The organism is Rheinheimera sp. UJ63, from assembly GCF_021568285.1.
GTDB classification, from domain to species: domain Bacteria; phylum Pseudomonadota; class Gammaproteobacteria; order Enterobacterales; family Alteromonadaceae; genus Alishewanella; species Alishewanella maricola.
Window position 1 is genome coordinate 392,370 of record NZ_JAKGTQ010000002.1, and the last position, 25,931, is coordinate 418,300.

The window sequence follows — 25,931 nt, forward strand, 5'->3', positions numbered from 1 at the left end:
ATAAATGATTTATTTCAACAGTCAGAGTATCCCCGAGCTTGCTGGCTTGAATTTTTCACAGCGCATGGAAGTGATTCGTACTGCGGCTGATAGGCTAGCCGCACCCACCAAGATAACGTTGAATATTATTAAGTTAATTATTCTTTCTACGTTATTTATTTTAATTGCTCGCGCTGAAGGTTTAGCCATCCCTGGTTACATTCTGTTATTGGTGGTGGTTTATCCGTTGATCACACGGCCTATCACTTTTTATTTATGCCGCTCACAGTTTGCCACAATTCGCCGGCAGCAGTTTCCAGAACAACAAGCTTAGTCGCCATTAAGCCTAACCGACTCTGAGTATGGTCAAACCAGTACCGGAGTGCGGTCTGGCCAGTGTCTGAGTATGGCCAGACCAGTACCGGAGTGCGGTCTGACCAGTGTCTGAGTGTGGCCAAACCAGTACCGGAGTGCGGTCTGACCAGTGTCTGAGTGTGGTCAAACCAGTACCGGAGTGTGGTTTGACCAGTGTCGGGGTGGGGTGGTGTTAGGTGATGCCGCGTTGTTTCATGATGTTGGCGATCTCCGGTAAGCTGGCAGGATCGTCGATAGTAGATGGGACTTGGTAGCTTTGCCCTTCACCGATTTGCCGTAACAGTTTACGTAAAATTTTACCCGAACGTGTTTTGGGTAGCCGTGGCACGATTAATGCTTTTTTAAAGCTGGCAACGGCACCGATTTCTTGTCTTACTAACGCGACTAACTCTGCTTGTAGGGTCGTTTCATCAACGGTGATGCCGTTTTTCAGTAGCACGAAACCCACAGGCTGCTGACCTTTTAATTCATCAGGTAAACCGATAACACAGCATTCTGCCACGGCAGGGTGCGAGGCTAAAATCTCTTCCATTTCGCCTGTTGATAAACGATGCCCAGCAACGTTGATGACGTCATCCGTACGGCCCATCACAAACAGATAGCCGTCTTCATCCAGATAGCCACCATCGCCGCTGCTGTAATAGCCTGGGAAGTGACTTAAGTAACCGGCTTTAAAACGCTCTGGATTGCCCCAGATGGTGGTTAAACAGCCGGGGGGTAGTGGCAGCTTAATCGCAATATTGCCTTGCGTGTTGGCGGGTACAGCTTGTCCTGTGTCATCTAATATTTGCACATGGTAGCCAGGTACAGGTTTGGTTGACGAGCCTGGCTTGGCCGGTAGTAACTCCACACCGGCTAAATTGGCGCAAATGGCCCAGCCTGTTTCAGTTTGCCACCAGTGATCAATCACGGGTTTGCCTAATACTTCGCAAGCCCATTGATAGGTGGGGGGATCAAGCCGCTCACCGGCCATAAAAACATGTTTTAACTGGCTTAAGTTATGCGGTTTTAACAGTTCAGCATGTGGATCTTCTTTTCGAATCGCACGAAAGGCGGTAGGCGCAGCAAAAATGGCTTTTACGTTATATTCCGCACATACTCGCCAGAATGCACCTGCATCGGGTGTAAATACTGGTTTACCTTCATACAAAATAGTGGTGGCGCCTGCGAGCAAGGGGCCATACACAATGTATGAGTGTCCTACCACCCAGCCCACATCTGAGGCAGCCCAAAACACATCGCCGGCTTGAATATCGTAAATGGCTTGCATGCTGTATTTTAAGGCAACCGCATGCCCGCCGTTATCGCGCACTACACCTTTAGGTTTGCCGGTGGTGCCAGAAGTATAAAGGATGTAAAGCGGATCAGTACTTTTCACCGGCACCGCGTCTACGGCTGTGGCATTAAGCATGGCTTGTTGCCAATCCACATCACGCCCTGCAACCAGGGTTGCAGGATCTTGCGGGCGCTGAAAAATGATACAGTGTTCGGGTTTAAATTCTGCTTTTTCAATCGCGCTGTCGAGTAACGGTTTGTAGCTGATAACACGATTAATCTCGATGCCACATGAGGCACTGATCACCACTTTGGGTTTAGCATCATCGATTCGGATCGCTAACTCATGCGGTGCAAAACCACCAAATACCACTGAGTGAATGGCACCTAACCGCGCCGATGCCAACATGGCGATCACCGCTTGCGGGATCATCGGCATATAGATAACCACACGATCACCTTTGGTTACGCCATTTGCTTGTAATACTCCGGCGAATTTTGCTACTTGATCGAGGAGTTGCTTATAAGTGTATTGTTGTTTGGTTTGAGTCACCGGAGAGTCATAAATAAGGGCTACTTGCTCGCCACGCCCTTCAATAACTTGCTGATCCAGTGCTAAATAACAGGTGTTAAGCTCACCATCTGCAAACCATTGATACTGCTGCTCAGCCTGCTGACTGAGGATTTTGCTTGGCGGCTTGTGCCATGCCAAGGCGTTAGCCTGCTTTTGCCAAAATGCGGTCGGATTCGTTAATGCTGCTTGGTACTGTTGTTGGTAAGACATTGCGTGGTCCTTTACTTTTTATTTATGAACTTACTGTACATAAATCAGGCGTAAATAGAACTTAGACTTATAGCTAATGCAGCAAGATGTCGTTAGAGGGCCGTGCCATTATATTTTTGCTGTGGAGTGTTTAAGGTAAAGAAAAGCGCACATGGGAAAACTGTGCGCACTGTCTCAACTGATATGGCAGAGTGTAATCAAACACTAGAGATAAGCTAAAATTTACCCTTTGATGACATGGTAATTAAGCATGTTCTCGCGGATCGCCCCATTAAGATCTGATTGTAAATGCGGCTCTGCATCGGCAAACGGCACTCGCAATTCGTCAATCAGGTTGATTTGGTTACGGCCATTCAACTTACTTAAGTAAAGGGCCATATCGGCAACCTGTAATACTTTTTCCCAATTAAATTGATGCTCAGGAACTTGCGAAAACGGCAAGCGAATAAAGCCACCGCTAATCGTCACGGGGATCTCATTGCCTTCGTATACCACGGGTAGGGCACTGACCACTTGCAGTACTTGTTGGCAGAGTTGATCAATATCTTCTTGCTCTAAACGCTGAATAACAATTAAAAACTCTTCACCACCCCAGCGGATCAACAGCTCGTTCTCATCGGTTAAGGCCAATAAGCGTCGACTTAAATCAATCAGCACGGCATCACCTGCCGCATGGCCATAGTTATCGTTAATTTGTTTGAAAAAGTCGATATCTAACAATAAGAGCGCGCAAGCATCCGGCTGGCTGCTTTTATGCCGTTTCGCCATTTTATCTTGCATAGCACGACGATTAAATAAGCCGGTTAAAGGGTCGCGTAAAGACTGATATTCCAGTTGTTTATTGACTTCTTTTAAGCGTAGATTGGAGCGTTGTACTTTGCGGTATAAATTAACCAATAACAACGCCGCTAAACCCATAATAAAAATAAACAAAAGGGTAATGGTTTGCTGTAATTGCTTGTTAGTTAATAACTCCTCTTGCAAGGCATTTTGCTGCTGCAAAATAGTGATGCGTTGGTTTTGGGTTTTTAAATCATAGCGATCTTGCAAGTTACGAATATTTTGCTCGCGCTCCGCGATCATAATCTCGCTGCGAATTTGCATTAACTGCTCAAGCATGATGGCCAAATTTTTATAATCATTGACGGCTTTATATGCTTTGGTAAAAGACAGTGTATATTCTTCGAGGATCGCTTTGTTGTTGCGCTTTTTTGCGTAGTCAAAAATTTCTTGCATTTTGGCAAAGCCCTGCTGGCTATTACCGGCAAGTACTTGTAAATAAGCTAAATTGAATTCGATAAAATTAGTGGTGTTTATCTCGTTGGTTAGTTGAGCTTCTGCTAAGGCCTGCTCTAGAATGGTTTTTGCAGCATCCAATTTATTTTGGTCAATGTAGTCAGAGCCCAGGTTATTCATAAACTTTAATAGTAAAGCATGTTTGTTAAACTGACGAGCCCCGGCTAAACCGGCCAAGTTAACTTGCTCGGCTGCCGCAAAATCTTTTAAAGAGGAATAAACAAAACCAAGAGTTAGATAAACATCGGGCAATAATGCATCTTGTTGATGATGTTTCAGCTCGGTGATCAATTCTTCTAGTAAGGCTTTTGCACGTTCCCAGTTTTTTAAATCAATATGAACATAAGCTGTTTGTCTTGTCAGAAATACTCGTCTAATCAACACACGATTATCATTACTGCCATCTAAGGTGTCTAACGCTGCATTGTAATGAAATAATGCCTTATCAAACTCTTGGGTATCTCGGAATAAACGACCTAATATCGCGTTTACCCAATAAATTATTCGAGTATCACTCAGCTCAGGAAGCATTTCAATTAAGCTGTCGGCATGAATATAAGCTTGATTGAGTTCATTTCGAAAGGTAAGCACATCAATGCGGGTGCTGAAAATTTCTGCTCGTGCATTTGGCGTTAGCGGCTGTGTGGTTAATTGTTCTAGGGTGTCTAAAGCGCTATCGGTATGCGCGATCTCGCCTTTGTGCATATAATATGCAACGTAATAAGACAAGGTTCGTACTTTAGACTCTATTGGCGTGTTTTCATCTAATGACTTTACTAATTGTTCTAACAACACTTTGGCAGCGGCTGCATCGCTGACTTGAAGCGTTAAATAGTGGTCTAGTTGTTTTTCTAGCGCAATATCTTGATATTTATGGGGTTTCTCAGATGCTTCAACTGCTTCAGCCGGAGCGTTGGCATAGGCATGCGGAATAGTAAGACATAACCAACCAGTGATTAACAAGGTAATCCAAACAACTACTTGGCTTTGCATGTCATTGAGTCGTAATAAAGTGAATTCATAGTATTAGTTTTAACCAAGTTTGTGTCAGAAGTCTACTTTATTGAAAAAATTACTTAATGATCAGTTATAATAGCGCTATCGGAACCTTGCCGATGCCTAATTTAGGCTTTTGTTAACGGATACATTATGACCACCTTTGAATACCTGCTGATGATGTTTTTTTTAGTTGCCACCAGCGCCTTTTTTTCTGTTTCGGAAATTTCTTTAGCGGCGTCACGCAAAATGCGGTTACGTTTATTGGCCACCGAGGGCGATGTTCGCGCTGAGAAAATTTTAGCGCTGCAAGAACACCCAGGTAACTTTTTTACGGTGGTGCAAATTGGTCTTAATGCCGTGGCGATACTCGGCGGTATTTTAGGTGAGTCGGCTTTTACACCTTATTTTGCCAATATGCTCGGTTTGTTCAGCAACGAAACTTGGGTACAGCCTGCGGCTTTTGCTTTGTCTGTGTTCTTTGTCACGTCATTATTTATTTTGTTTGCCGATTTAATGCCTAAACGCTTAGCCATGATTGCCCCCGAGCAAATTGCGCTGCGCATTGTCGCCCCCATGCTCTTACTCATTATGCTGCTTAAACCCTTGGTGTGGTTATTTAACGGTTTAGCTAATTGGTGTTTTAGTATGCTTAAAATACCAACACTGCGCAAAGATGATATTACGCCTGATGACATTATGGCCATGATGGATGCCGGCGCGCAGGCCGGCGTGTTGCAAGAGCATGAGCATCAGTTATTAGAAAATGTGTTTGATATGGAATCGCGCACCGTAACCTCGGCGATGACCGCGCGCGAAAGCTTAATCTTTTTCACCAAAGACGAGGCGCAAGAGAGTATTAAAGCCAAAATTGCTGAGCATCCACATGCTAAGTTCTTGGTGTGCGCGGGTGTGTTAGATCAAGTGATTGGCTATGTGGATACCCGAGATATCTTAATGCAGGTATTACACGATCAGCCTATTTCTTTGCAAAAAGACGGCATTGTGCGCACGCCATTAATTATCCCGGATACCTTGTCTTTGTATGAGGTGTTAGAGCACTTTAAATCGGCGGGTATCGACTTTGCCATTATCTTAAACGAGTACGCGATGGTGGTGGGCATTATCACCTTAAAAGACGTGATGAGTATTGTGATGGGCGAGTTGGTTAATTCAGAAGAAGAGCAGATTGTCGCGCGTGACAGTAATTCATGGTTAGTTGAAGGCTTAACGCCACTAGCTGATGTGATGCGGGTACTGGATATACCGCGTTTTCCGAATGCCGAAAACTACGAAACCATAGCGGGTTTTATGATGTATACCCTGAAGAAAATTCCGAAACGCACCGATTTTGTGCTGCATGCCGGCTATAAATTTGAAGTGGTTGATATCGATAGCTACAAAATTGACCAATTATTGGTCACTCGTATCGAGCCTATTGCGGAGTAAGCACTTCATGCTGATTATGGGCTTTTTGTCGCCGGCTCACTTTTAGCCGTTTCGGCTTGTTGCTCATAGCTTGCCATCAGTTTTTCACGAAAGTTTTGTAAGCCTTTCAGCACCATATCGTAGGTGCTAGCGACACCTTTTTCGACATCACCTTCAAACACTTTTAAACCGGTTAAGATAGCTTTTGCATCGCTAAAACCTTGCTCAATGCCTTTGCCGATGGTTCCCATAAAATCATCTAATTGCTTTAAGCTGTCTTCAGACGGTTTTTGTTGTTTGTAAATGTTAAACAAACTGGTGGCAAAGCTGACAATGCGCTCGGCGGTGGCCTCGGGCGAGGTATCAATGCCAGACTCATAGATTTTTTTGCTAGCGTTTTTACCTAAGGTTGGCTCTAAGGCGTCGTTAATGCCTTCCAGCGCAGTTTTATAAAGCAGGCTGAGGATGTTGTTGTTACTTTGCAACGCCACTTTTTCACTGGCCGCTAAAATAGCGGCATTTTGTTGTTGTTTGCTTTGCTTCTCTGGTATCACTGCAGCGTTATTAGCATTGCTACGTAGCGGACTTACCATGCTGTCGGTTTTAATGCTGCTCATAAGTGATCCCTAGATCCATTTTCAATTAACGTTGTAGCGGCCGCTACAACAATAACTTTAGCCGTAAAACCATAAAAAAACACCCCGGCCAGCAGACCGAGGTGTTTGAGGGTAACAAGGTGTTAAAGATTATTGGATGCCGTGCATACGTTTTTTCAGTAGCGGGCTGATAACCAACATAAAAATACCTGCAGCGATACCAAAGTAACATAAGAAGGTAAATAGCTCAGTGTAGGCTGCTAAGGCAGCGCCAACATCGGCGACTTCACCACTGGGTGTTTCAATGGCGGCCAGTTTAGCTAATTGCGTTGCCAGTAATTCTGAGTATGCGGTGGCCAAGAACCACGCGCCCATCATCACACCTACCACTTTGTGTACAGCTAATTTGGTAACCGCTGATAAGCCCACTGGGGATAAACACAATTCGCCCATGGTATGCAGCATATACGCTAGCACCATCCAACCGGCGCTGACTAAGCCCGCTTCATTCGGAAATTGTGCACCAATCACTAAGGCACCAAAACCTAAACCGGCTTGCATAATACCCAGTGCAAATTTAACTGGCGTACTTGGTTCAAGCTTACGTTTGCTAAGTGCTACCCACAGCCAGGCAAAAATAGGCGCTAGGGTAATAATAAATAATGGATTTAACGCACCGTATTGACCTGCCGTGGTTTCAAAACCGAACACTGTGCGATCCATCACTCGATCGGCAAACAAGGTCATGGATGAAGCCGATTGTTCAAACAAGGCCCAAAACACCACCGTAGAGAAGGTTAAGATGATCAGCACCAACATGCGATCACGTTCTTCTTTATTGCATTGCGTTACCATAAACCAGATCACGCCGGCTAACACGATGAACGACAAACCTAATAACGCAGAGTGAACGATAGGGTTGTATTGTACCAATTGCCATACAACAAACAGGGCAGGGATGGTTGCTAGGTAAATCAGCCATTCACGATCGACAAAAGCAAAGACCTTTTGTTTTAAGCGCACGGGATCATTGGGCTCGGCATAACCATACAGGTATTTTTGGCCGGCCAAGAACACAATTAAGCCCAGTACCATACCGATGCCGGCTAAACCAAAACCCCAGCCCCAACCGAATTTTTCACCGATATAGGTAACCAATAAGGTGGCAATAAATGAGCCGGTATTAATACCCATGTAAAAGATGGTGAACCCAGAATCACGGCGGGCATCATCTTTACCGTACAATTGGCCGACGATAGTGGAAATGTTTGGCTTTAAAAACCCCACACCCATAATGATTAAGGCTAACGAAAAGTAGAACACTTGAATCGCGCCGGTATCTTGTACCACCACACCGTTTTCGACATAGGCTTGAAAGCCTTCGTAGGCAAGACCTAAGTGGCCTAAACACAACAAAATGGCACCGAAGGTAACGGCTTTGCGCATCCCTAAATAGCGGTCGGCAAGCATGCCGCCGATCACAGGCATGGCATACACTAAACCCGCATAGCTACCTAATACATCCAAGCCGCCGGCGTCACTGAACAAGTGATACTTTGTTAAATATAACAACAGCAAATATTTCATGCCGTAAAACGAAAAGCGTTCCCACATTTCAGTTAAAAAGCATACGTAAAGCCCGACCGGATGGCCGAAAAATTGTGGCTGAGTGTGGTGGTTGCCCAGCGCAGTGGAGTGAGAATTCATGGAGTCCCCGGGTAATGAATTATTATTATTGTCTGCTTTTATGCAGTTCGCACTCGATTATGCCGCTATCACAACGTTTTGTCATCCTCGGTACAAGCATTTACTTCATCGCACCTTAGATCACCGCCGCAAGCTGGTACAACCACACTCCGGTACAGGTCGGGCCTCACTCAGAGACAGGTCATACCACACTCCGGTACAGGTCGGGCCTCACTCAGAGACAGGTCATACCACACTCCGGTAATGGTCGGGCCTTACTCAGAGACGTTTTGTTGGGGGAGGGCGTTTTCTTGTGATTATTTAGCGAGTTGGTTTGTTCGCGGTTGGCGATCCGTTACAATAACCGCATGTAGTTAACTGAGCATGGTCAGTGATCGAATATAAATCTGCCGCCTATTACCGCAGTGTTGCAGCACTTTGTTTAGCCGCCGTGGCGGTATTCGCTAATTTGCATTTAATGCAGCCGCTGTTGCCGGAAATTAGCCGTCAATTTGCGTTAACCCCGCTGCAGGCCAGTATTAGTTATACCGTGGCGACGCTGTGTTTGGGCCTGTCGCTGCTAGTGTATGCTGCTTTGTCGGATGCATGGGGGCGCAAAACGCTGCTGTTAGCCACCTTAATTGGCATGAGCGTAAGTACCTTGTTACTCACGCAGGTGCAAAGTTTCAGTAGCTTGGTGTTACTTCGGGCCATACAAGGCTGTTGTTTGGGGGGCTTGCCGGCGATTGCGATTGCCTGGATGGGCGAAGAATACAGTAAGCCGGCGTTAGTCAGCGCGGTGGGCTATTACATCAGTGCCAATTCGTTAGGCGGGATCTCAGGGCGCTTGCTCGCCGGTGGGTTAGCGGATTTGGGGCACTGGCAATGGGTGTTTTGGCCAATGACGCTGTTAGGGGCGCTCAGTTGTTATGCGGTTTGGCGCTATTTACCGGCCGCTCAGTATTTTTTGCGTCAACCGTTTCGTTTAAAACAGGCTTTACAAGATAATCTTTATCACTTAAGCCAGCCATTATTATTATTAACCTACCTGATTGGCGGCTTAAATTTTTTAATCTTTTTAAACCAATATACCTACGCCAGCTTTGTGCTGGCGACCACGCCGTTTAATTTAAGTAGCGGCCTTATCGGGCTGTTATTTATAACTTATTTAACCGGCACTTTAGGCTCGGCTTATTCCGCTAAAATTGCCCAGAGGCTTAATTTGCCAGGCGCGATGGCGCTGGGGGTGTTGATTATGATGTTAGGCTCAATCATGACCCTCTTTGCAGGGCTGTTGGGGATGGTCGCGGGTTTTTTTATCAGCGCCTTTGGTTTCTTTTTGTGCCATTCACTCGCCAGCAGTTTTGTCAATCAACAGGCTACCCGCGCTAAAGCCAGTGCCAGTGCGTTATATCTGGTGTTTTACTATATCGGCGCCAGTAGCGGTGGCGTTTACCTGCAACCATTTTGGCAGTGGGCGGCTTGGCCTGGGGTGATTATGGGCTCTTTGCTGATGTATTGCTTAACCTTAGCGCTAAGTTGTTGGCTCTGGCGTTTGCAACGCGCGAAGTTGTGCTAATTCGGGTGCTGTTAAAGGCCGATAGCTGCCCTCGGCGAGATCACCTAGTGGTAAATCGCCAATAGCGATCCGACACAAATCAACCACTTTAAAGCCAAGCGCTCGGCACATATAACGAATTTGCCGATGCTGTCCTTCACTGAGGCAAATTTCTAAGCTGTGTGCAGTTAATACCTTAACCAAACAGGGCTTTGCTTGATATTGATGCGGCCCCACTTGCCATGTTATGCCAGCAGCAAAGGCTTTGCTCATTGCGTCTGCATCGGTAATCGCTTGCTGCACGCGCACCAGATAGCGCTTATGGTGCTGATAACGTGGATGCAGTAAGCGCTGGGCAAGTTCGCCATCATTGGTCAGCAGTAATAAACCGCGCGAGTCTTTATCTAGCCTGCCCACGGCGAACGCTCGAACCGGTAATTGTGACAGCACCTGCGCGATACTGGCGGGATCAGCAGCTCGATTATTACAATCGATACCGACCGGCTTGTGATAAAGCCAATATTGCCATGCTGGGGCAGCTGCTAAGCTTTCACCGTTAATCTGGATCTCATCATCAACAGCAACTCGTTGTTGCAATCGAGCCGGCTCACCGTTAACCAACACTTGGCCTGCACTGATCAAACGGTTCGCCGCTTGGCGTGAGCAAAAACCGCGCGAAGCAATCGCTTTAGTGAGAGGAATTCGAGGGTTCATGGGCGAAGGGCAAAGCGCTTGGCTAAGCAGTTAACTAAGGACATCAGCGGGCTTGAGCATCTTGGTTATTAATGATGGGTATAATAACCCACTGTAATACGTTGTTGGCAGCACTTGATTAAATCTTCGGGCATTAAGCCAGTGCTGTTGAGGCACTGGCCAAAGCATTTATTTGTTATCGGCACTTAACCGTGTAGGGTAACGCTGATAAATCAGCGCCACTGCTGCGCTAATGCTATCTTGCGAATGCACCTTCGAGTCTGCGGCTAATTTACCTTCGGTCATACCTTGCCAAATTAAGCGATTCTCGCTGGCATCAATCACATCAATTAGAATCGATCCCACTTTGTAACGATGTGTTTCAACACCGCCAAAAATAGGAAAGCCAAAACTCAAAGCGCTATTGCGACCGAAAAAGCCATAACCGGCGTTAATGCTAAAAGGCGAACTGCGAACATCTTCCCGATTCTCTGTACTGATCTGGTAATTCACTAACAATTGCGGGCTTTGCTCATTGTAGCGATAGCCTAAATCAGTCATTTCACGAATGATGGCGGCTTTAAAATGTTGCGCTTGTAACGGATCGTAGCTAGGGGCTGTCGCAGCAGTTTCTGCCGTGTCAGCTGTTTTGGTTTCGGCTGTTGCCTCAGCCGTTTCGGTGGGCTTAAAAAAAGCAAAGGTTTGATATTGTTGAAAATTAACCGTACGGTCATAGTCAATATTAGCTTGTTTCGGGCTGGCGCAACCGGCTAATACAAGCGTGGTGGTTAGCAGCAATAAGCTGGTTTTTAGCACGTTAACAACAGACATCAGACACCTCATCCGGAAACAAACAGTTTATTGCAGCGAGTTTAGCGCAGTTTATGCACGCCTCACAGTGTAATAATTTAGCAAGCCAAGCTGAACGCAGCCTGTACTTCGTTTTACGCTGCTATCAGGCTGAAGGTTTAGCAAGGCTAGTTAAATTGACTAATTAATCGTTATTTCCGCCATTTAATTAGGATGTTAAAAAACATGAATTGTAACAATTATCTGCTAACTTACTGATTATATTTTTATTTTAGTTTTGGCATAGTGGCTGCAATCAATATCTATAATACGTTTATAGTGCAAGGAATGGAAAAATGCAGGCGAAATTAGCGTTAGTGGCGGTGGTGTTACTCGGTAGCGTAGTTTTAACAGGATGCAATAAGGCGCAAAGTAGCCCCAACAGCACCGCCGCCGCAGAGGTGGCGATCCCAGTAGAAACGTCACGTTCGCGTTTAGGGGCCATCAGTAGCAGTTATCGTACAACCACTACCTTAACCGCGCGGGCTGAAGCCGACATGATGGCGAAAAGCACCGGTATCGTGCAGCAAGTGCTCGTGGAAGAAGGCGATCAAGTTAAAGCGGGGCAATTGTTAGCGGTTTTAGAAAACGAGCGGCAACAACACTTGTTAGCTAAAGAGCGGGCCGAGTTAGGCCGCTTAGAATCTGAGCTGAGCCGAATGCATGAAATGCATCAACGCAAATTAGTCAGCACCGAGGTGTATGAAAAACTAAAATGGCAAGTCTCGGCCATGCAAGCCGGCGTTGCACTGGCTGAACTCAATTTACGAGAAACCGAAATTCGCGCGCCATTTAATGCGGTGGTGGCGCGGCGTTTTGTTAAAACCGGCCAATTGATTAACCAATTGGCACCAAATTCACTGTTTTATTTGGTCAGTGAAAACGAATTAGAAGCTGTGGTGCATTTACCTGAGCAACAAATGCTGCAAGCAAAAAGTGGCCAAGCCGCCATATTAAGCTTTGCTGGTGTGCCCAGTGTTACCGCCAGTATCAGTCGCGTAGCGCCAGTGGTCGATGCTAGCTCAGGTACGGTGCGCACCACGTTGATTATTAATAACCAAGCACGGCAGTTAAAAGCCGGTATGTTTAGTCAGGTTGAAATCCAATTTGATACCCGTGAGCAAGCACTGTTAATCCCTAAGCGCGCGCTTATTACCTTAGATAATTTAGCCGGTGTGATGGTGTTAGATGCCGATAATAGAGTGCAACGTCGCCAAGTGTCTTTGGGCTATACCGCAGATCATATGGTCGAAGTGCTAGACGGTTTAAACGTAGGCGATCAAGTGGTGGTAGCGGGGCATGCTGCACTTAAAGAGCAAAGCTTGGTTAAAGTGGTTTCTGAGCGCGAATTCTAACAAGGACGTTTATCATGAGTTTGGTCAATACTGCTGTCAACCGGCCGGTTACCGTCTGGATGTTTACCCTCGCAATTGTATTATTTGGTTTAGTGTCGGTCGGCCGCTTAGCGGTTAATTTACTACCTGATCTGTCCTATCCTAGCTTGACGGTGCGTACTACCTATATTGGCGCGGCCCCGGCTGAAGTAGAGCAACTGGTCAGCAAGCCGGTCGAAGAAGCGCTAGGCATTGTTAAAGGGGCCCGTAAAGTCACGTCGGTGTCACGAGCCGGACGCTCTGATGTGGTGCTGGAGTTTGATTGGGGCACCGACATGGATCTGGCGCTGTTAGAAGTGCGAGAGAAACTGGATGTACTTTTCTTACCCTTAGATGTCGATAAGCCGTTATTGCTACGTTTTAACCCTAACCTGGATCCGGTGGTGCGGCTGTCGTTGTCTAAAGCCAACATGACCGCAGCAGAGTTGGTCAGTATCCGTACCTTTGCTGAAGAAGACTTGCGCCGAAAACTGGAGTCGTTTAGCGGTATCGCTGCGGTGCGCCCTGACGGGGGATTAACCCAAGAAATTCAGATTTTGGTGGATCCACAAAAGTTAAGTCAGCTGCAACTTGATATCAGTGTGATCACCCAGCGTTTAAAAGCCGAGAATATCAATTTAGCGGGCGGACGGTTAGAAACCGCCTCTTATGATTATCTGGTCAGAACCATCAATCAATTCGCCGAGCTGCAAGAAATTGAAAACCTGTATTTAACTACGGTTGGTAACAGTCAGGTGCGCTTAAAAGATGTAGCACAGGTGCGCGATGCTTTTGCTGATCGGCAAAGTATCAGTTACATCAATGGCAGTCAGGCCATTGAACTGGCCATTTATAAAGAGGGCGATGCCAACACGGTGCGCGTGGCTGAAGGGTTATTAGCGCGTTTGCCTGAGCTACGTAAAATGCTGCCGCCAGGCTATCAGCTGGAGGTGCTATCTGATCAATCTCAATTTATTAAACAAGCCATCTCCGATGTGAAATCTGCAGGCGTTATCGGCGGCTTACTGGCGATGTTAGTGCTGTATTTGTTTTTACGAAATGCCTGGGCCACCTTGATTATTTCTGTCTCCATTCCGGTTTCGGTCATTGCGACCTTTAATTTGATGTACGGTCAGGGTATTACGTTGAATATGATGAGCCTAGGCGGTATTGCCTTGGCGGTTGGTTTGCTGGTCGATAATGCCATTGTGGTGTTAGAAAATATTGCCCGGCACAAAGAGCTGGGGTTATCGGGGAAAGCCGCTGCGCAAAAAGGCGCCGGTGAAGTGGCGATGGCGATTACTGCCTCTACTTTAACTACAGTTGCCGTGTTTTTTCCCTTGGTTTTTGTTGAAGGTATCGCCGGGCAACTGTTTCGTGATCAAGCCTTAACCGTGACCTTTGCTTTGTTAGTGTCACTGGTGGTGGCTTTAACGTTAATTCCGACCATGGCAGCGCGCAGTCGTAAACAGGTCACTACCGAGGATGACCAAGCCCCCGCGGCTTTGCCGTCATTAAAACCCACGCGTTGGTATCACTGGCCATTATTGCCGCTGCGCTTAATCGGTCGTGGCTTATACCTTGTACTATTATCACTGGTTAGCGTGCTGAGCCTGTTGTTTAATCTTATTGCAAAAGGCTTGTATTGGGTGTGTCGCCCGGCTGTGCTTTTGGTGCAATGGTTATTAAGCGTGTTAGAGCAAAGTTATCTAAAAGTACTTCGCAAAGCGCTTCAAGCGAAAACGCTGACCTTACTCGTTACCTTTATCGCTGCAGGAGCGTGCTTTAGCTTATTACCACGCTTAGGCGCGGATGTACTACCACAACTTAGCCAAGGTGAATTTTATGTTGATGTGCAATTACCGGTGGGCTCGGCAATTGAGCAAACGGATGCACTGTTAAAGCAGCTAGCTAAGCAATTAGAACAATATCCGGTGGTGGCGCGCAGCTATGGTTTAGCCGGTACTGGCGCGCAAATGACGGTTGATCCCGCCATTGGTGGCAGCCATTGGGGCCGTTTTCATGTGGTGTTAACCGACGAGAGTAGTGCTGCGGATGAGCAGTTATTGCAAGAAGAGCTGCGCCGCAGTTTAGCGTTACAGCCAGGGGTAAACGCGCACTTTGACCGGCCGCAGTTGTTTAGTTTTAGTACGCCGTTAGAAATTGAAATTAGTGGTTATGATTTATCCCAGCTAGCCGAATCGGCAGAGCGCTTGCAGGGCTTATTAAGTGCCGATCAGCGTTTTACGGATGTTAAATCGAGTTTACGACCAGGCCAGCCAGAAATTACGCTGTACTTTGATCATGCCCGTTTAGCACAATTAGGCATGACAGCACAGCAGGTGGCCAAGCGTGTCGCAACCTATATCGGCGGTGAAGTGGCGGGGCAGTTTTCGGTAAACGATCGGAAAATTGATATTCGCGTGCGCTTAGCCGAGCAATATCGGCAATATGAATTACAACTGGCGCAACTGATCATCAACCCTGGTGCAGCCGAGCCTTTGCCGTTAAGTGCCGTTGCGCAAGTGCGCCGTGAAGTAGGCCCAAGCGAAATTACCCGAGTAGGCCAGCAGCGAGTTGCCATTGTCACGGCCAATTTAGCCTATGGTGATTTAGAGCAAGCCACCGATCGTGCCAATACCCTGTTACAGCAACTGGTGTTACCGCCAGGCCAAGTGGTGCAGGTGATGGGGCAAAGCGAAGAAATGGCTCGGGCCTATAGTTCTTTAATGTTTGCTTTGTTACTCGCTGTGTTTTTAGTGTACTTAGTGATGGCCTCGCAGTTTGAGAATTTACTGCAACCCTTACTCATTTTATTTACGGTGCCGCTAGCAGGAGCAGGGGCGGTGTTAGGTTTGTGGCTCACGGATACGCGGTTATCGGTGATCGTGTTTATTGGTTTAATTATGTTGGCAGGTATCGTAGTGAATAACGCCATCGTGCTGATTGACCGCATTAATCAATTGCGGGCGGAAGGCCAAGCGATGACCGAGGCCATTATATTGGCTGGGCAAAGTCGTTTACGCCCCGTGTTAATGACCACCTTAACCACGGTGCTCGGTTTATTACCACTGGCGCTTGGCACTGGCGAAGGCAGTGAAATTCGTGCGCCGATGGCGATCACGGTAATTTTTGGGTTAAGTTTAGCCACCTTATTAACCTTGGTGTTTATACCGGTGCTGTATAGCTTTCAGCAAAACCGCCAAAGTGCTGTTGTTACGGAGGCGCAAGTATGAACACTGAACAACCTGCCACAGAAAAACCTGCAACAGAAAAACCCTTGGGGTTAACCCGGTTAGCTCTGCGTCGGCCGGTGACCATTTGCATGTTTTTTATTTCGCTTCTGTTACTCGGTGGTTTAGCCAGCAGGTTATTGCCGCTAGAGATGCTACCGGGCATTGATGTGCCGCAATTATATGTCACCGTACCTTATCCTAATGCTAGCCCTGCTGAAGTAGAGCGTTTAATTACCCGGCCTTTAGAAGAAGCGTTAGCGACGGTCAGTGGTATTAAGCGTTTGCGCAGTTTTGCCAATGAAAACAGCGGTGATGTATCGCTTGAGTTTCGTTGGAGCGAAAACATCAGTAGCAAGGGCTTAGAGGTACGCGAACGCCTTGATAGTATTCGGCATTTGCTGCCAAGCGATGTCGAGCGCGTGTTGCTGTTTCAATTTAACACCAGCGATATGCCGATTTTTCAATTACGTATCTCTTCTGAGCGTGATTTGGCGATGGCTTATGATTTGCTGGAGCAGCAAATTAAGCGGCCGTTAGAGCGCGTGCCGGGGGTATCGAAAGTAGAATTATACGGTGTGGAAAAACGCCAAGTCATTATTCGCCTTGATCCCGACAAATTGCGTGCTTTGAATGTCGATGCCAGTAGTTTACTGGCGCAATTGCGTGGCAGTAACTTTTCGTTAAGTGCCGGCGAGTTGCGTAATCCAGAGCAAAGTGTCTTAGTGAAACCGCTGGGTGAGTATCAAGATCTGAGTGAGATCGCTGCTTTGCCGGTACGGCCTGGTTTGCAACTGCGCGATCTGGCCAGCGTTGAGCTTGAGTTACCTAAACGCCAAGAAGGGCGCCATTTAAATCAAACCTACGCGGTTGGCATGAACGTGTACAAAGAATCGGGTGCTAACCTGGTGGAAGTGGCCGCTGCCGCCATGCAAGTGGTGGCCAAGGCTGAAGCGAACCCGGCATTTAATGGCATCAATTTATTTGTGATGGATGATTTGGCCGACAGCGTGACAACGTCGCTGCGCGATTTATTAATGGCCGGTGCCATCGGCGCTTTGCTGTCGTTTATTGTGTTGTTTTTATTTTTACGGCATTTAACCACCACCTTAATTGTGGTGTTATCCGTGCCTGCGGCTATCGTGATTGCGCTGGGCGCCATGTATTTTATGGGCTATAGCTTAAATATTCTTAGCATGATGGGCTTAATGTTAGCCATAGGTATGCTGGTTGATAATGCGGTGGTGGTTACCGAAAGCATCTTTCGGGAACGTGCAGCAGGCGGCGATATCCGCGCGGCGACCGAGCGGGGGGTAAAGCGCGTTGGCTTGGCGGTATTAGCCGGTACCGCCACCACGGCGATAGTGTTTTTACCGAATATTATCGGTGAAAAGATGCAGCTGACCATCTTTTTAGAGCATGTCGCCATTGCCATCTGTTTATGTTTGGGCATTTCTTTGTTGTTAGCTTTAACCTTGATCCCGCTATTAACCACCAAATTAAAGGTGCAAGCACAACCACAGCAAACGGCTTCAGCGCTAGAGCAGTATTATCATCGCGTGCTGACGCTGGTGATGAATTGGCCGAAAACCGCCAGTGTTGCCGCGTTGTTGGTGCTGGCCAGTGCCGGCTTACCCTTTTCGCAAATGGGCAGCAGCAATGATGAAGATCAGGATAACAGCCGCTTGTACCTGAATTATAATGTGCAAGGTAATTACAGCTTAGAAGAAGTGCGGGCAGAAGTGTCGACGATGGAAGCGTTTTTATATAGCCGTCAGGCAGAGTTTGGGATTGCTTCGGTTTATAGTTATTATCGTGCTGGGCATGCCATGTCGATTATTCTGCTGAAACCTGAGCTTGAAGTACCCTTAGCGCAACTAAAAGAGCAAATTCGTACCGACTGGCCAGCGCTGGTACGCTCGCAACCTTCATTTAGTTTCAGTAATAATAACAATGCGTTGCAGCTGCACTTATTAGGCAGTTCGACCGAGCGTTTATTAAGCTTAGCCGCCGAGATCCAACCGCTGTTACAAAGCTTACCGAGCCTAGCCGAAGTCAGTTCTGACTTGGCAAAAGGGCAACAAGAAATTCAAATTATCTTAAAACGTACTGAGCTGGATCGCCTAAAATTGGCGGCCGATCAGGTGGCGAATGCCGTTGCCTTGGCGCTACGTGGGGTCAATTTACGCACGTTTCGTAGCAGTGAGCAGGGTGAGCTGTTGATCCGTTTGATTTACGATGAACGCATCAGCCAATCACCGGCCGAGCTTGCCGCCTTGCCCGTGGCGGTGGTTAACGGTGTCAGCATTTCATTGTCGCAGGTGGCGGAATTAAAGGTGATGCCACGATTACAGTCGATCCGCCGTTTTGAACGGCAAACCGGTATTGCATTGCAATTAGCATTACAACCCGATGTTAAAAACGAACAAGCACGGGCAGACATTGATCAGTTAATGCAGCAAGTGCAGCTGCCTGACGGTTATCGATGGTCTTATCAAGGCGGCTTTGTGCAGCAAAACGAAGAGCAGCAAGTGATGATGGTGAATATGTTGCTGGCGCTGGCGATGATTTACATTGTGATGGCGGCGTTATTTGAATCGTTATTACTGCCCAATGCGGTGATCAGCAGCCTATTGTTTTCTTTTGTTGGGGTGTTTTGGACATTCTGGCTCACCGGCACCAGCATGGGAGTGATGGGGATGATTGGCATGCTGGTATTAATGGGCATTGTGGTGAATAACGGCATTGTATTGGTTGATCGTATTAATCAAGATCGGCAATTACAGCCTGATCTGCCGCTAAAAACCTTGATTGTAGAAGCCTGTACTTTACGGCTACGGCCGATTTTAATGACGGTATCCACTACGGTGTTAGGTTTAATCCCGTTGGCGTTAGGCGGCACTTCGATTGGCGGTGACGGCCCCAGCTATGCACCGATGGCCTTAGCGATCATCGGTGGCTTGTTATTCTCTACGTTAACCAGTTTGCTGCTGGTACCGTTAAATTATTATGGCTTGATAAAGTTACGCGCCGCTTGTGCGCAGTTGTTACTGCGCAGTCAGCGTTGGCAACATCGCTTATTAAAACGAGCCTAACCTTTAAGCTTTAACTTTGGCTGAGTGGCTGGCGAGCACGTTGCCGACTCAGCCACAGGCCAAATATGATTATTAAAAAGCTTGAACCGAAGCTACCGCCACCACGATAATTGCTACTTTTGACAATTTGGATATCCTCTGGCCGCGCTTTTAAACGCTCGGTAAAACGCTGTAATTCTGTTTCTAAATTGCTGATCATATCTTCACTGGCTGCAGCAAAGCCCGCGCTACTATCAAGCCGTAGTTCTTCACTTAGGTTAATGGGCGTGGAGCGCCCTTGTATTTGGCTGACGCCTGGCGCCCGGAATAACAACTTGCGACTGTCGATGGCATAAACCGCGGTATCCATCAAAGTGCTGGTATCGTTTTTCTGCCCCGACACTAAGTAGGCACCGACCAAGGTCCAATAACTCAGCGCGGCTTTAGAGTCGTCACTAAACTGCGCTTGATCAAACGACACTAAGGCGATGACATCGACACCGAACATGGTTTTTAGCTGATCAAGATTGGTAAAACTGCCTTGCGGTCGCAAATAGGCGCTTGGGATCACTTGAATATCACCAATAAACTCACGTTCTCTAAATTGTGCGGCAATGTTATCCAGAATTTGCATCTTAGCCGGTTCAGTCAGCAGGTTAGCGCCGGTGTTTTGCCAAGCCCAAGGGTTGTCACCACGCTGATGGCTGCGATCAGCCGGTACAAAGGCTATGCCTAAGCGAATGGGTAATTGTAAAACCGGTGTCGCTGGGCTAATCATCACTTCACTTTCCGTAGGGTATAGGTAATCGACCACGCTACTGCGGCTGCCCATTTGCTGGCTGGCGCAACCGGTTAAACTGCAAAGTAGGGCAAGACTAATGCTGATTTGACGAATTGACAGAGCCATAATAGCGTCCTTTTGGTTGAGCAGATGTGCTTAGTCATTAAGCTAGCAGGCATGTAAACAATGCGCTACCTAAAAAATAAAAGCAGCAATATTTATCGCCTTTGGTAGCATAATACGCTACTTTTAAGGCTGGGTATGACAATAGCTGAACATCCGATGCAACAAAGTAACGCATTAATTAAAGTGATAAAGCAGGCCTTAAAACAGCATGGCTTAACGTACCAACAGGTCGCAGCCCATCTTGGGCTAACTGAAGCCAGTGTGAAACGGATGTTTTCTCAACAGCAGTTTACGCTGGCGCGCATTGAAAGCATTTGTCAGTTGATGGCCTTAGACTTTACTGATCTGCTGCGTTTATTAGAGCAAGCTCAGTGGCAGGTAACGCAACTGACCGAACAGCAAGAGCAGCAGTTAACTGAAGATCTGACCTTGTTAGTGGTGGCCGTATCGGCGTTAAATCATTGGACGATGCAAGACATGCTGCAGTGGTATCAACTGACGCCGAGTGAATGTTTGCAAAAGTTGATTAAATTAGACCGTTTAAAGTTGATTGAACTGCTACCGCAAAACCGCATTAAATTAAAAGTGGCCCCGAATTTTAGTTGGCGTAGCGATGGCCCCATTCAACGCTTCTTTCAACAGCAACTGGCAACCGACTTTATTCATCATCGTTTTAACGGCGAGCAAGAATGCTTACTGGTGTTAAATGGCATGTTGTCGGTATCGAATAATGTGGTGTTTCAACGCAAGCTAAAACGCCTCGCCCATGAATTTAACGAATTAGTTCAACAAGACAGTCAGTTACCGCTTAGTCAGCGCCATGGCAGTAGCGTGGTGCTGGCGCTACGCGATTGGCGTTTTGGTGCTTTGCAGCGGTTATTACGCCAAGATAATCTAAGCTAAACACGCTTTCAGCCAGCGTTCAGCCTTAAGCGCGTAAAACACAGATCAGACCACACTCAGAGACAACTCCGACCACACTCAGACACCGGTACGAGCTCTGAGCTCTGACCGCACTCTGAGACAGGTTGGACCGCACAGGTTAGACCACACTCAGAGACAGGTCGGTGGTGTTGTGGAGCAATTTACTTAAATAGTGAAGAGGTTTTTATGCGAATGAAAGTATTAGCGCTGATGTTGCCGTTGTTTGGCTTTAGTAGTGTGTTGTCGGCCGCTACCGTGATTACTGAGCAAAATATCAGTCGCTTAGAGGCGGCTTTACCGCAATTGGCGAAAATTGAGCAAGACAGCCCCGCGGAGTTAAAGCGTTTAAGATTACAGCCACATTGCAACTGGCCACAGCATGTCAGTGAGTTACAAGCGAAGGAAAGCGGTAAAGAGTATGTGGCGCAGATGCAACAAATTTTGGCCGCGCACCAGCTAACTCCGGCAGTCTTTTTAGAGTTAACCGCGAAAGGGGCTTGGCCAGTTCTGCAATCGATGCAGCCGATGTTGAATCTGTCACAGCAGTCGTTGCCGTTTTTACCGCAAGCGCAGCGCGATCAAGTTGAAAAAACCTTGGCGCAAACCAGTCATATGCAAAAAGTGATTCAGCCGTGTTTAACCAGTGAAGACTTGGCGGCCTTGCAGCAACACCAGCAGCGCTTCATTAATTTAGCGGTCAGTATGCCAGGCTTGGCGATATAGTTTTTACTGTCTCTCGGCATTTAGCACCGCCTAGCGATGTTGTTCGCTGCTGAAGAGTGGCTTGCCAAGGTCGCGAGGTAATGCAGCATCTCGCCAATATGACTGGCTAAAGTGAGTTAATGAACGGTTGGATTGAGTAGCCTGTTATCCGAGCTGTTATAGTCCAACGGTTCAATATGTACTGTTAATTGCACACCTAAGCTGAGTAATTGCTGCTCGGCAGCATCAGCTAATTGATGCGCACGCTCGACACTCCAGTCACCGGGTACCAGTAAATCCGCTTGCGCAAACGCTTGGGTGGCGGCAGCGCGGGTGCGTAAATGAGTAAACTGCGCCTGGCGATTACCCAGCTCGACAAAAATCTGTTCAATCGTGGCAATTTGCTCTGCAGGCAAGGCTCTGTCCATTAAGCCATTTATCGCCTTGAATAAAATACTGCCGCCTTCACGCAGGATATGCAAGGCCACCAAAATAGCCACCAAGGCATCCAACCAAATAAACCCCGTTAATGCCGCTAACACGACCCCGATAACCACGCCAGCGGTGGTCCAAACATCGGTTAATAAATGTTTGCCATCACCCTCTAAGGCCGGCGATTGATGTTGCTGCCCACCTTTAACCAGTAGCAAGCCCACGGCTAAGTTAAGCAGGCTGGCCAGCACAGTTAGCGCGATGCCGATATTTAAAGCCAGTAAAGGTTGAGGATTGAGCAAACGCTCAACGGCGGTAAACATAATCGCCAGTGCCGCCAGAAAAATCATGCCGCCTTCAAAAGCGGCTGAGAAGTATTCTGCTTTGCCGTGGCCAAAAGGATGTTGTTCATCAGCGGGGCGTTTGGCCAGTGTTACCATCATTAGCGCAAAACTCGCGCCCGCGACATTCACCAGCGACTCGATAGCGTCAGATAAAAAACCCACCGAATCGGTTAAATACCAAGCCAAGGTTTTTAACGCCATGGTTAAAAAACCGGCAAGTAGCGACAGTAACAGCAATTGACGTGGGCGTAGGCTAGACATCGGCGCAAATCTTCGAGACAAAAAGTCAGTGTAGCCCTGCGAGGCAGTAAAGTCATGCGGCTTATTCGCCTTTCAATCGCACACCCTGTATAATATGCGGCCTTGTAACACTCAGGTGCTGTAATTATGTCCGCGACTACTGTAAATCTTCGTAAATCTGCTCCGGTAGCCCGGATGGCGCCTGAACGCGATCTGTTTTCTTACCCAAAATACTGGGCCGAATGTTACGGCACCGCGCCTTTTTTACCGATGTCTCGCGCCGAAATGGACAAGTTAGGTTGGGATAGCTGCGACATTATCTTAGTGGTTGGCGATGCTTATGTTGATCATCCCAGCTTTGGGATGGCAGTGGTTGGGCGTATGTTGGAAGCGCAGGGTTATCGCGTGGGCATTATTGCCCAGCCCGATTGGCACAGCAAAGCCGACTTTATGCGCTTAGGCAAACCTAATCTGTTTTACGGTGTGTCTGCCGGTAATATGGACTCGATGATCAACCGTTATACCGCCGATAAAAAGTTGCGGCATGACGATGCTTATACCGCTGGCGATATTGGGGGTAAAAGACCGGATCGCGCGGTGATTGTGTATACTCAGCGCTGTAAAGAAGCGTACAGTGATGTGCCGGTTATTATCGGCGGTATTGAAGCCAGTTTACGCCGTATTGCGCATTATGATTACTGGTCTGAAAAAGTGCGCCGTTCAGTTATTTTTGATGCCAAAGCTGACATCTTAATTTATGGCAATGCCGAGCGGCCGTTAATTGAAGTGGCCTATCGCCTTGCCAGTGGTATTCCTGTGGCCGATATACAGGATGTACGTGGCACTGCGGTGATCCGCAAAGAGCCTCTGCCGGGCTGGCGCGGCGTAGATTCCACCGCCATCGATAAAATTGGTAAAATCGACCCTATCCCTAATCCTTATGGTGCCGATGATGTCGGTTGTAGCAGCTATTCTGAATTTGCTAAGGCCGGTATTGATCTGAGTAAACCGGTTGAAGAAGAAGCTAAGCCGATCATGGTGCAGGCACCACGGCAAAAACCGTGGGAGCTGACTTACGTTAAGCTACCAGCGTTTGAGCAGGTGAGTGTGAATAAGCCGTTGTATGCCCATGCCTCACGTATTTTGCACCAAGAAACCAATCCGGGCTGTGCGCGCGCCATTATGCAGCGTCATGGTGATCGGCATATTTGGGTTAATCCTGCGGCTTTTCCGCTGAGTACCGAAGAGATGGATCTGGTGTTTGGTTTGCCCTATCAGCGTATTCCGCATCCGGTGTATGGCAAAGCCAAGATCCCTGCCTATGAAATGATTAAAACCTCAGTGAATATCATGCGAGGCTGTTTTGGTGGCTGCTCGTTTTGCTCTATCACTGAGCACGAAGGCCGGATTATTCAAAGTCGCTCGAAAGAGTCGATTATGCAAGAGATCAAAGACATTCGCGACAAAGTGCCAGGTTTTACCGGCGTGATCTCCGATTTAGGTGGGCCCACGGCCAATATGTATCGCTTAAATTGTAAAAACCCGAAAGCAGAGCAAACTTGTCGTCGACCTTCTTGTGTCTATCCGACCATTTGTGAGCACATGGATACCGATCAAAGCCCGACGGTAGAGTTGTACCGTGAAGCGCGTAATATCGAAGGCATCAAAAAGGTGCTGATTGCCTCGGGTGTGCGTTACGACTTGGCGGTAGAAGATCCGAACTATGTTAAAGAGTTAGTGCAGCATCATGTCGGCGGTTATTTAAAAATTGCCCCTGAGCATACCGAAGAGGGCCCATTAAGTAAGATGATGAAGCCGGGTATGGGCGCATACGATAAATTTAAAGAAATGTTTGATCGCTTTAGTAAAGAAGCGGGCAAAGAGCAATATCTGATCCCATATTTTATCGCCTCACATCCTGGCACCACCGATATGGATATGGTGAATTTAGCCTTATGGTTAAAAGAGCGTGATTTCAGATTAGATCAGGTACAAAACTTTTATCCAAGCCCGATGGCCAATGCCACCACGATTTATCACACCGAGATGAATTCGCTGAAAAACATTAATAAAGCGAATAAAGAAGCGGTGCCGGTACCCAAAGGTGAACGACAGCGCCGTTTACATAAAGCCATTTTGCGTTATCACGATCCAAAAGGCTGGCCAAGTATTCGCGAAGCGCTGACGAAGATGGGTTTACAGCATTTAATCGGCCGGGGCAAAGACTGTTTAGTGCCACCGGAAGGCAAAGACGAGCTACAGCGCAAACCTCTACGGGGGGGTAAGCCAGCGTTAACGCGGCACACGGGGTTAAACCCGGCGGCAAAAGTCACGCGCGCCGATAATACGAGCAAGCCTAAAGCCAAACACAACGGCCAAAAGCCTGCTACGCCAGCTAGCACTCATGGCCCGACAGCGGTAAAACCAAAAGCAAAGCGCCCACATAACGGCAAAGCGCAACGCGGTTAGTCTTGAACAACCAAGCGTCTGGCACACACTAGGCGCTTGGTTATGATAAGAAAACCGCAGCAGGGCTCGCTGACAAAAACCGCGGCTTTAGCTTCATTAACTTAGCGCATGAGCATATGAAAAGACTGTTCTTTGCACTGCAATTTTCCCCAGCGCAGCAACAAGCTATCCTAACGTATCAGCAGCAGCTGATAGCGCAGTATCCTGATGCGCGAATTGTGACTGCGGATAACTTTCATTTAACGCTGTTTTTTCTTGGTCAAGTAGACGGTGAGCAAGAGCCGTTTTTACTGTCTGCGGCGAAGACGATTGCGCCAATTGATATAACGCTCACTTTCGATAAATTGGGCTATTTCGCCAAACCTAAAATTGCTTACTTAGCGCCCAGTGTTATTCCTGAACCTTTATTGCAGTTACAACAGCAGATCACGCAGTTGTGTCAACAACAAGGCTTTGAGGTACAGCACCCCGAATTTAAGCCGCATATCACCTTACTTCGAAAAGTGGATCACGAGGGGCTCTTGCCGGCTTGTTTGCCGTTAGAGCTTAAGATAGACCGATTTGCCTTGTTTCATTCAACGCAAATTGCCGGACAACTGCGTTATGTGCCACTGAATGAATAGCGTGATGTCAGATTAAAGCTTATTCAGTTTCAGTTGTCCGACCACACTCAGACACCGGTCATACCAGTCTCAGAGTGTGGTCCAACCTGTCTCTG

18 protein-coding genes are annotated in these 25,931 nt (G+C 47.4%); 10 read left to right on the forward strand and 8 right to left on the reverse strand.

Features of this window, described 5'->3' with window-relative positions:
• Nucleotides 1-4 precede the first annotated feature (4 nt).
• Nucleotides 5-313 (forward strand): DUF6170 family protein, encoded by a 309-nt coding sequence (locus tag L1N97_RS07900; protein WP_226750136.1) that lies wholly within the window; start codon nucleotides 5-7, stop codon nucleotides 311-313.
• A gap of 213 nt (nucleotides 314-526) precedes the next feature.
• Here the strand turns inward: L1N97_RS07900 and L1N97_RS07905 are convergent, their stop codons facing one another.
• Nucleotides 527-2,413: a propionyl-CoA synthetase gene (locus L1N97_RS07905; RefSeq protein WP_236129410.1), complete on the reverse strand. Its 1,887-nt coding sequence runs from the start codon at nucleotides 2,411-2,413 to the stop codon at nucleotides 527-529.
• Nucleotides 2,414-2,635: 222 nt separating this feature from the next.
• Nucleotides 2,636-4,702: a tetratricopeptide repeat-containing diguanylate cyclase gene (locus tag L1N97_RS07910; RefSeq protein WP_236129411.1), complete on the reverse strand. Its 2,067-nt coding sequence runs from the start codon at nucleotides 4,700-4,702 to the stop codon at nucleotides 2,636-2,638.
• 156 nt (nucleotides 4,703-4,858) lie between these two features.
• Between L1N97_RS07910 and L1N97_RS07915 the strand changes: the two genes are divergently transcribed.
• Complete coding sequence (locus tag L1N97_RS07915; protein WP_236129412.1) at nucleotides 4,859-6,154, forward strand: hemolysin family protein; 1,296 nt, start codon at nucleotides 4,859-4,861, stop codon at nucleotides 6,152-6,154.
• Between the two features lie 14 nt (nucleotides 6,155-6,168).
• Here L1N97_RS07915 and L1N97_RS07920 read toward each other — a convergent pair whose 3' ends face one another.
• Complete coding sequence (locus tag L1N97_RS07920) at nucleotides 6,169-6,750, reverse strand: DUF5610 domain-containing protein (RefSeq protein WP_236129413.1); 582 nt, start codon at nucleotides 6,748-6,750, stop codon at nucleotides 6,169-6,171.
• A gap of 129 nt (nucleotides 6,751-6,879) precedes the next feature.
• On the reverse strand, nucleotides 6,880-8,436 hold the full coding sequence (locus L1N97_RS07925; protein WP_229584313.1) for a peptide MFS transporter: 1,557 nt from the start codon (nucleotides 8,434-8,436) through the stop codon (nucleotides 6,880-6,882).
• 370 nt (nucleotides 8,437-8,806) lie between these two features.
• Between L1N97_RS07925 and L1N97_RS07930 the strand changes: the two genes are divergently transcribed.
• Nucleotides 8,807-9,994, forward strand: a complete 1,188-nt coding sequence (locus tag L1N97_RS07930; RefSeq protein WP_236129414.1) for an MFS transporter — start codon at nucleotides 8,807-8,809, stop codon at nucleotides 9,992-9,994.
• Here L1N97_RS07930 and L1N97_RS07935 read toward each other — a convergent pair.
• Together L1N97_RS07935 and L1N97_RS07940 are read right to left on the reverse strand one after the other, a co-directional pair.
• The gene (locus L1N97_RS07935) at nucleotides 9,950-10,687 is read right to left on the reverse strand and encodes a pseudouridine synthase (protein ID WP_236129415.1); all 738 of its coding nucleotides are present in this window, start codon (nucleotides 10,685-10,687) and stop codon (nucleotides 9,950-9,952) included. The genes L1N97_RS07930 and L1N97_RS07935 overlap by 45 nt on opposite strands.
• A gap of 168 nt (nucleotides 10,688-10,855) precedes the next feature.
• Complete coding sequence (locus L1N97_RS07940; protein WP_229584310.1) at nucleotides 10,856-11,497, reverse strand: DUF4136 domain-containing protein; 642 nt, start codon at nucleotides 11,495-11,497, stop codon at nucleotides 10,856-10,858.
• 314 nt (nucleotides 11,498-11,811) lie between these two features.
• Here L1N97_RS07940 and L1N97_RS07945 point away from each other — a divergent pair, with 314 nt between their 5' ends.
• From L1N97_RS07945 to L1N97_RS07955, 3 genes are read left to right on the forward strand one after another with little or no spacing between them, the layout of a single operon-like run.
• Nucleotides 11,812-12,870: an efflux RND transporter periplasmic adaptor subunit gene (locus L1N97_RS07945; RefSeq protein WP_236129416.1), complete on the forward strand. Its 1,059-nt coding sequence runs from the start codon at nucleotides 11,812-11,814 to the stop codon at nucleotides 12,868-12,870.
• A 14-nt stretch (nucleotides 12,871-12,884) separates the two neighbouring features.
• On the forward strand, nucleotides 12,885-16,124 hold the full coding sequence (locus L1N97_RS07950) for an efflux RND transporter permease subunit (protein ID WP_236129417.1): 3,240 nt from the start codon (nucleotides 12,885-12,887) through the stop codon (nucleotides 16,122-16,124).
• Nucleotides 16,121-19,216 (forward strand): efflux RND transporter permease subunit, encoded by a 3,096-nt coding sequence (locus L1N97_RS07955; RefSeq protein ID WP_236129418.1) that lies wholly within the window; start codon nucleotides 16,121-16,123, stop codon nucleotides 19,214-19,216. The genes L1N97_RS07950 and L1N97_RS07955 overlap by 4 nt, the downstream gene beginning before the upstream one ends.
• A 10-nt stretch (nucleotides 19,217-19,226) precedes the next feature.
• Here the strand turns inward: L1N97_RS07955 and rhlP are convergent, their stop codons facing one another.
• Nucleotides 19,227-20,102, reverse strand: a complete 876-nt coding sequence (rhlP, locus tag L1N97_RS07960; protein ID WP_236129419.1) for a rhombotarget lipoprotein — start codon at nucleotides 20,100-20,102, stop codon at nucleotides 19,227-19,229.
• Between the two features lie 135 nt (nucleotides 20,103-20,237).
• Between rhlP and L1N97_RS07965 the strand changes: the two genes are divergently transcribed.
• Together L1N97_RS07965 and L1N97_RS07970 are read left to right on the forward strand one after the other, a co-directional pair.
• Nucleotides 20,238-21,005: a helix-turn-helix domain-containing protein gene (locus tag L1N97_RS07965; protein ID WP_236129420.1), complete on the forward strand. Its 768-nt coding sequence runs from the start codon at nucleotides 20,238-20,240 to the stop codon at nucleotides 21,003-21,005.
• Between the two features lie 207 nt (nucleotides 21,006-21,212).
• Complete coding sequence (locus L1N97_RS07970) at nucleotides 21,213-21,749, forward strand: hypothetical protein (RefSeq protein ID WP_229584304.1); 537 nt, start codon at nucleotides 21,213-21,215, stop codon at nucleotides 21,747-21,749.
• A gap of 116 nt (nucleotides 21,750-21,865) precedes the next feature.
• On the opposite strand, the gene L1N97_RS07975 is transcribed toward L1N97_RS07970, so the two are convergent.
• Nucleotides 21,866-22,765 carry a cation diffusion facilitator family transporter gene (locus tag L1N97_RS07975; RefSeq protein WP_236129421.1) on the reverse strand — a complete coding sequence of 300 codons (900 nt, stop codon included), beginning with the start codon at nucleotides 22,763-22,765 and terminating at the stop codon, nucleotides 21,866-21,868.
• Between the two features lie 174 nt (nucleotides 22,766-22,939).
• Here L1N97_RS07975 and L1N97_RS07980 point away from each other — a divergent pair, with 174 nt between their 5' ends.
• Nucleotides 22,940-25,213: a YgiQ family radical SAM protein gene (locus L1N97_RS07980; RefSeq protein ID WP_236129709.1), complete on the forward strand. Its 2,274-nt coding sequence runs from the start codon at nucleotides 22,940-22,942 to the stop codon at nucleotides 25,211-25,213.
• Between the two features lie 116 nt (nucleotides 25,214-25,329).
• Nucleotides 25,330-25,836: an RNA 2',3'-cyclic phosphodiesterase gene (gene thpR, locus L1N97_RS07985; protein WP_236129422.1), complete on the forward strand. Its 507-nt coding sequence runs from the start codon at nucleotides 25,330-25,332 to the stop codon at nucleotides 25,834-25,836.
• The last annotated feature ends 95 nt before the right edge of the window (nucleotides 25,837-25,931 follow it).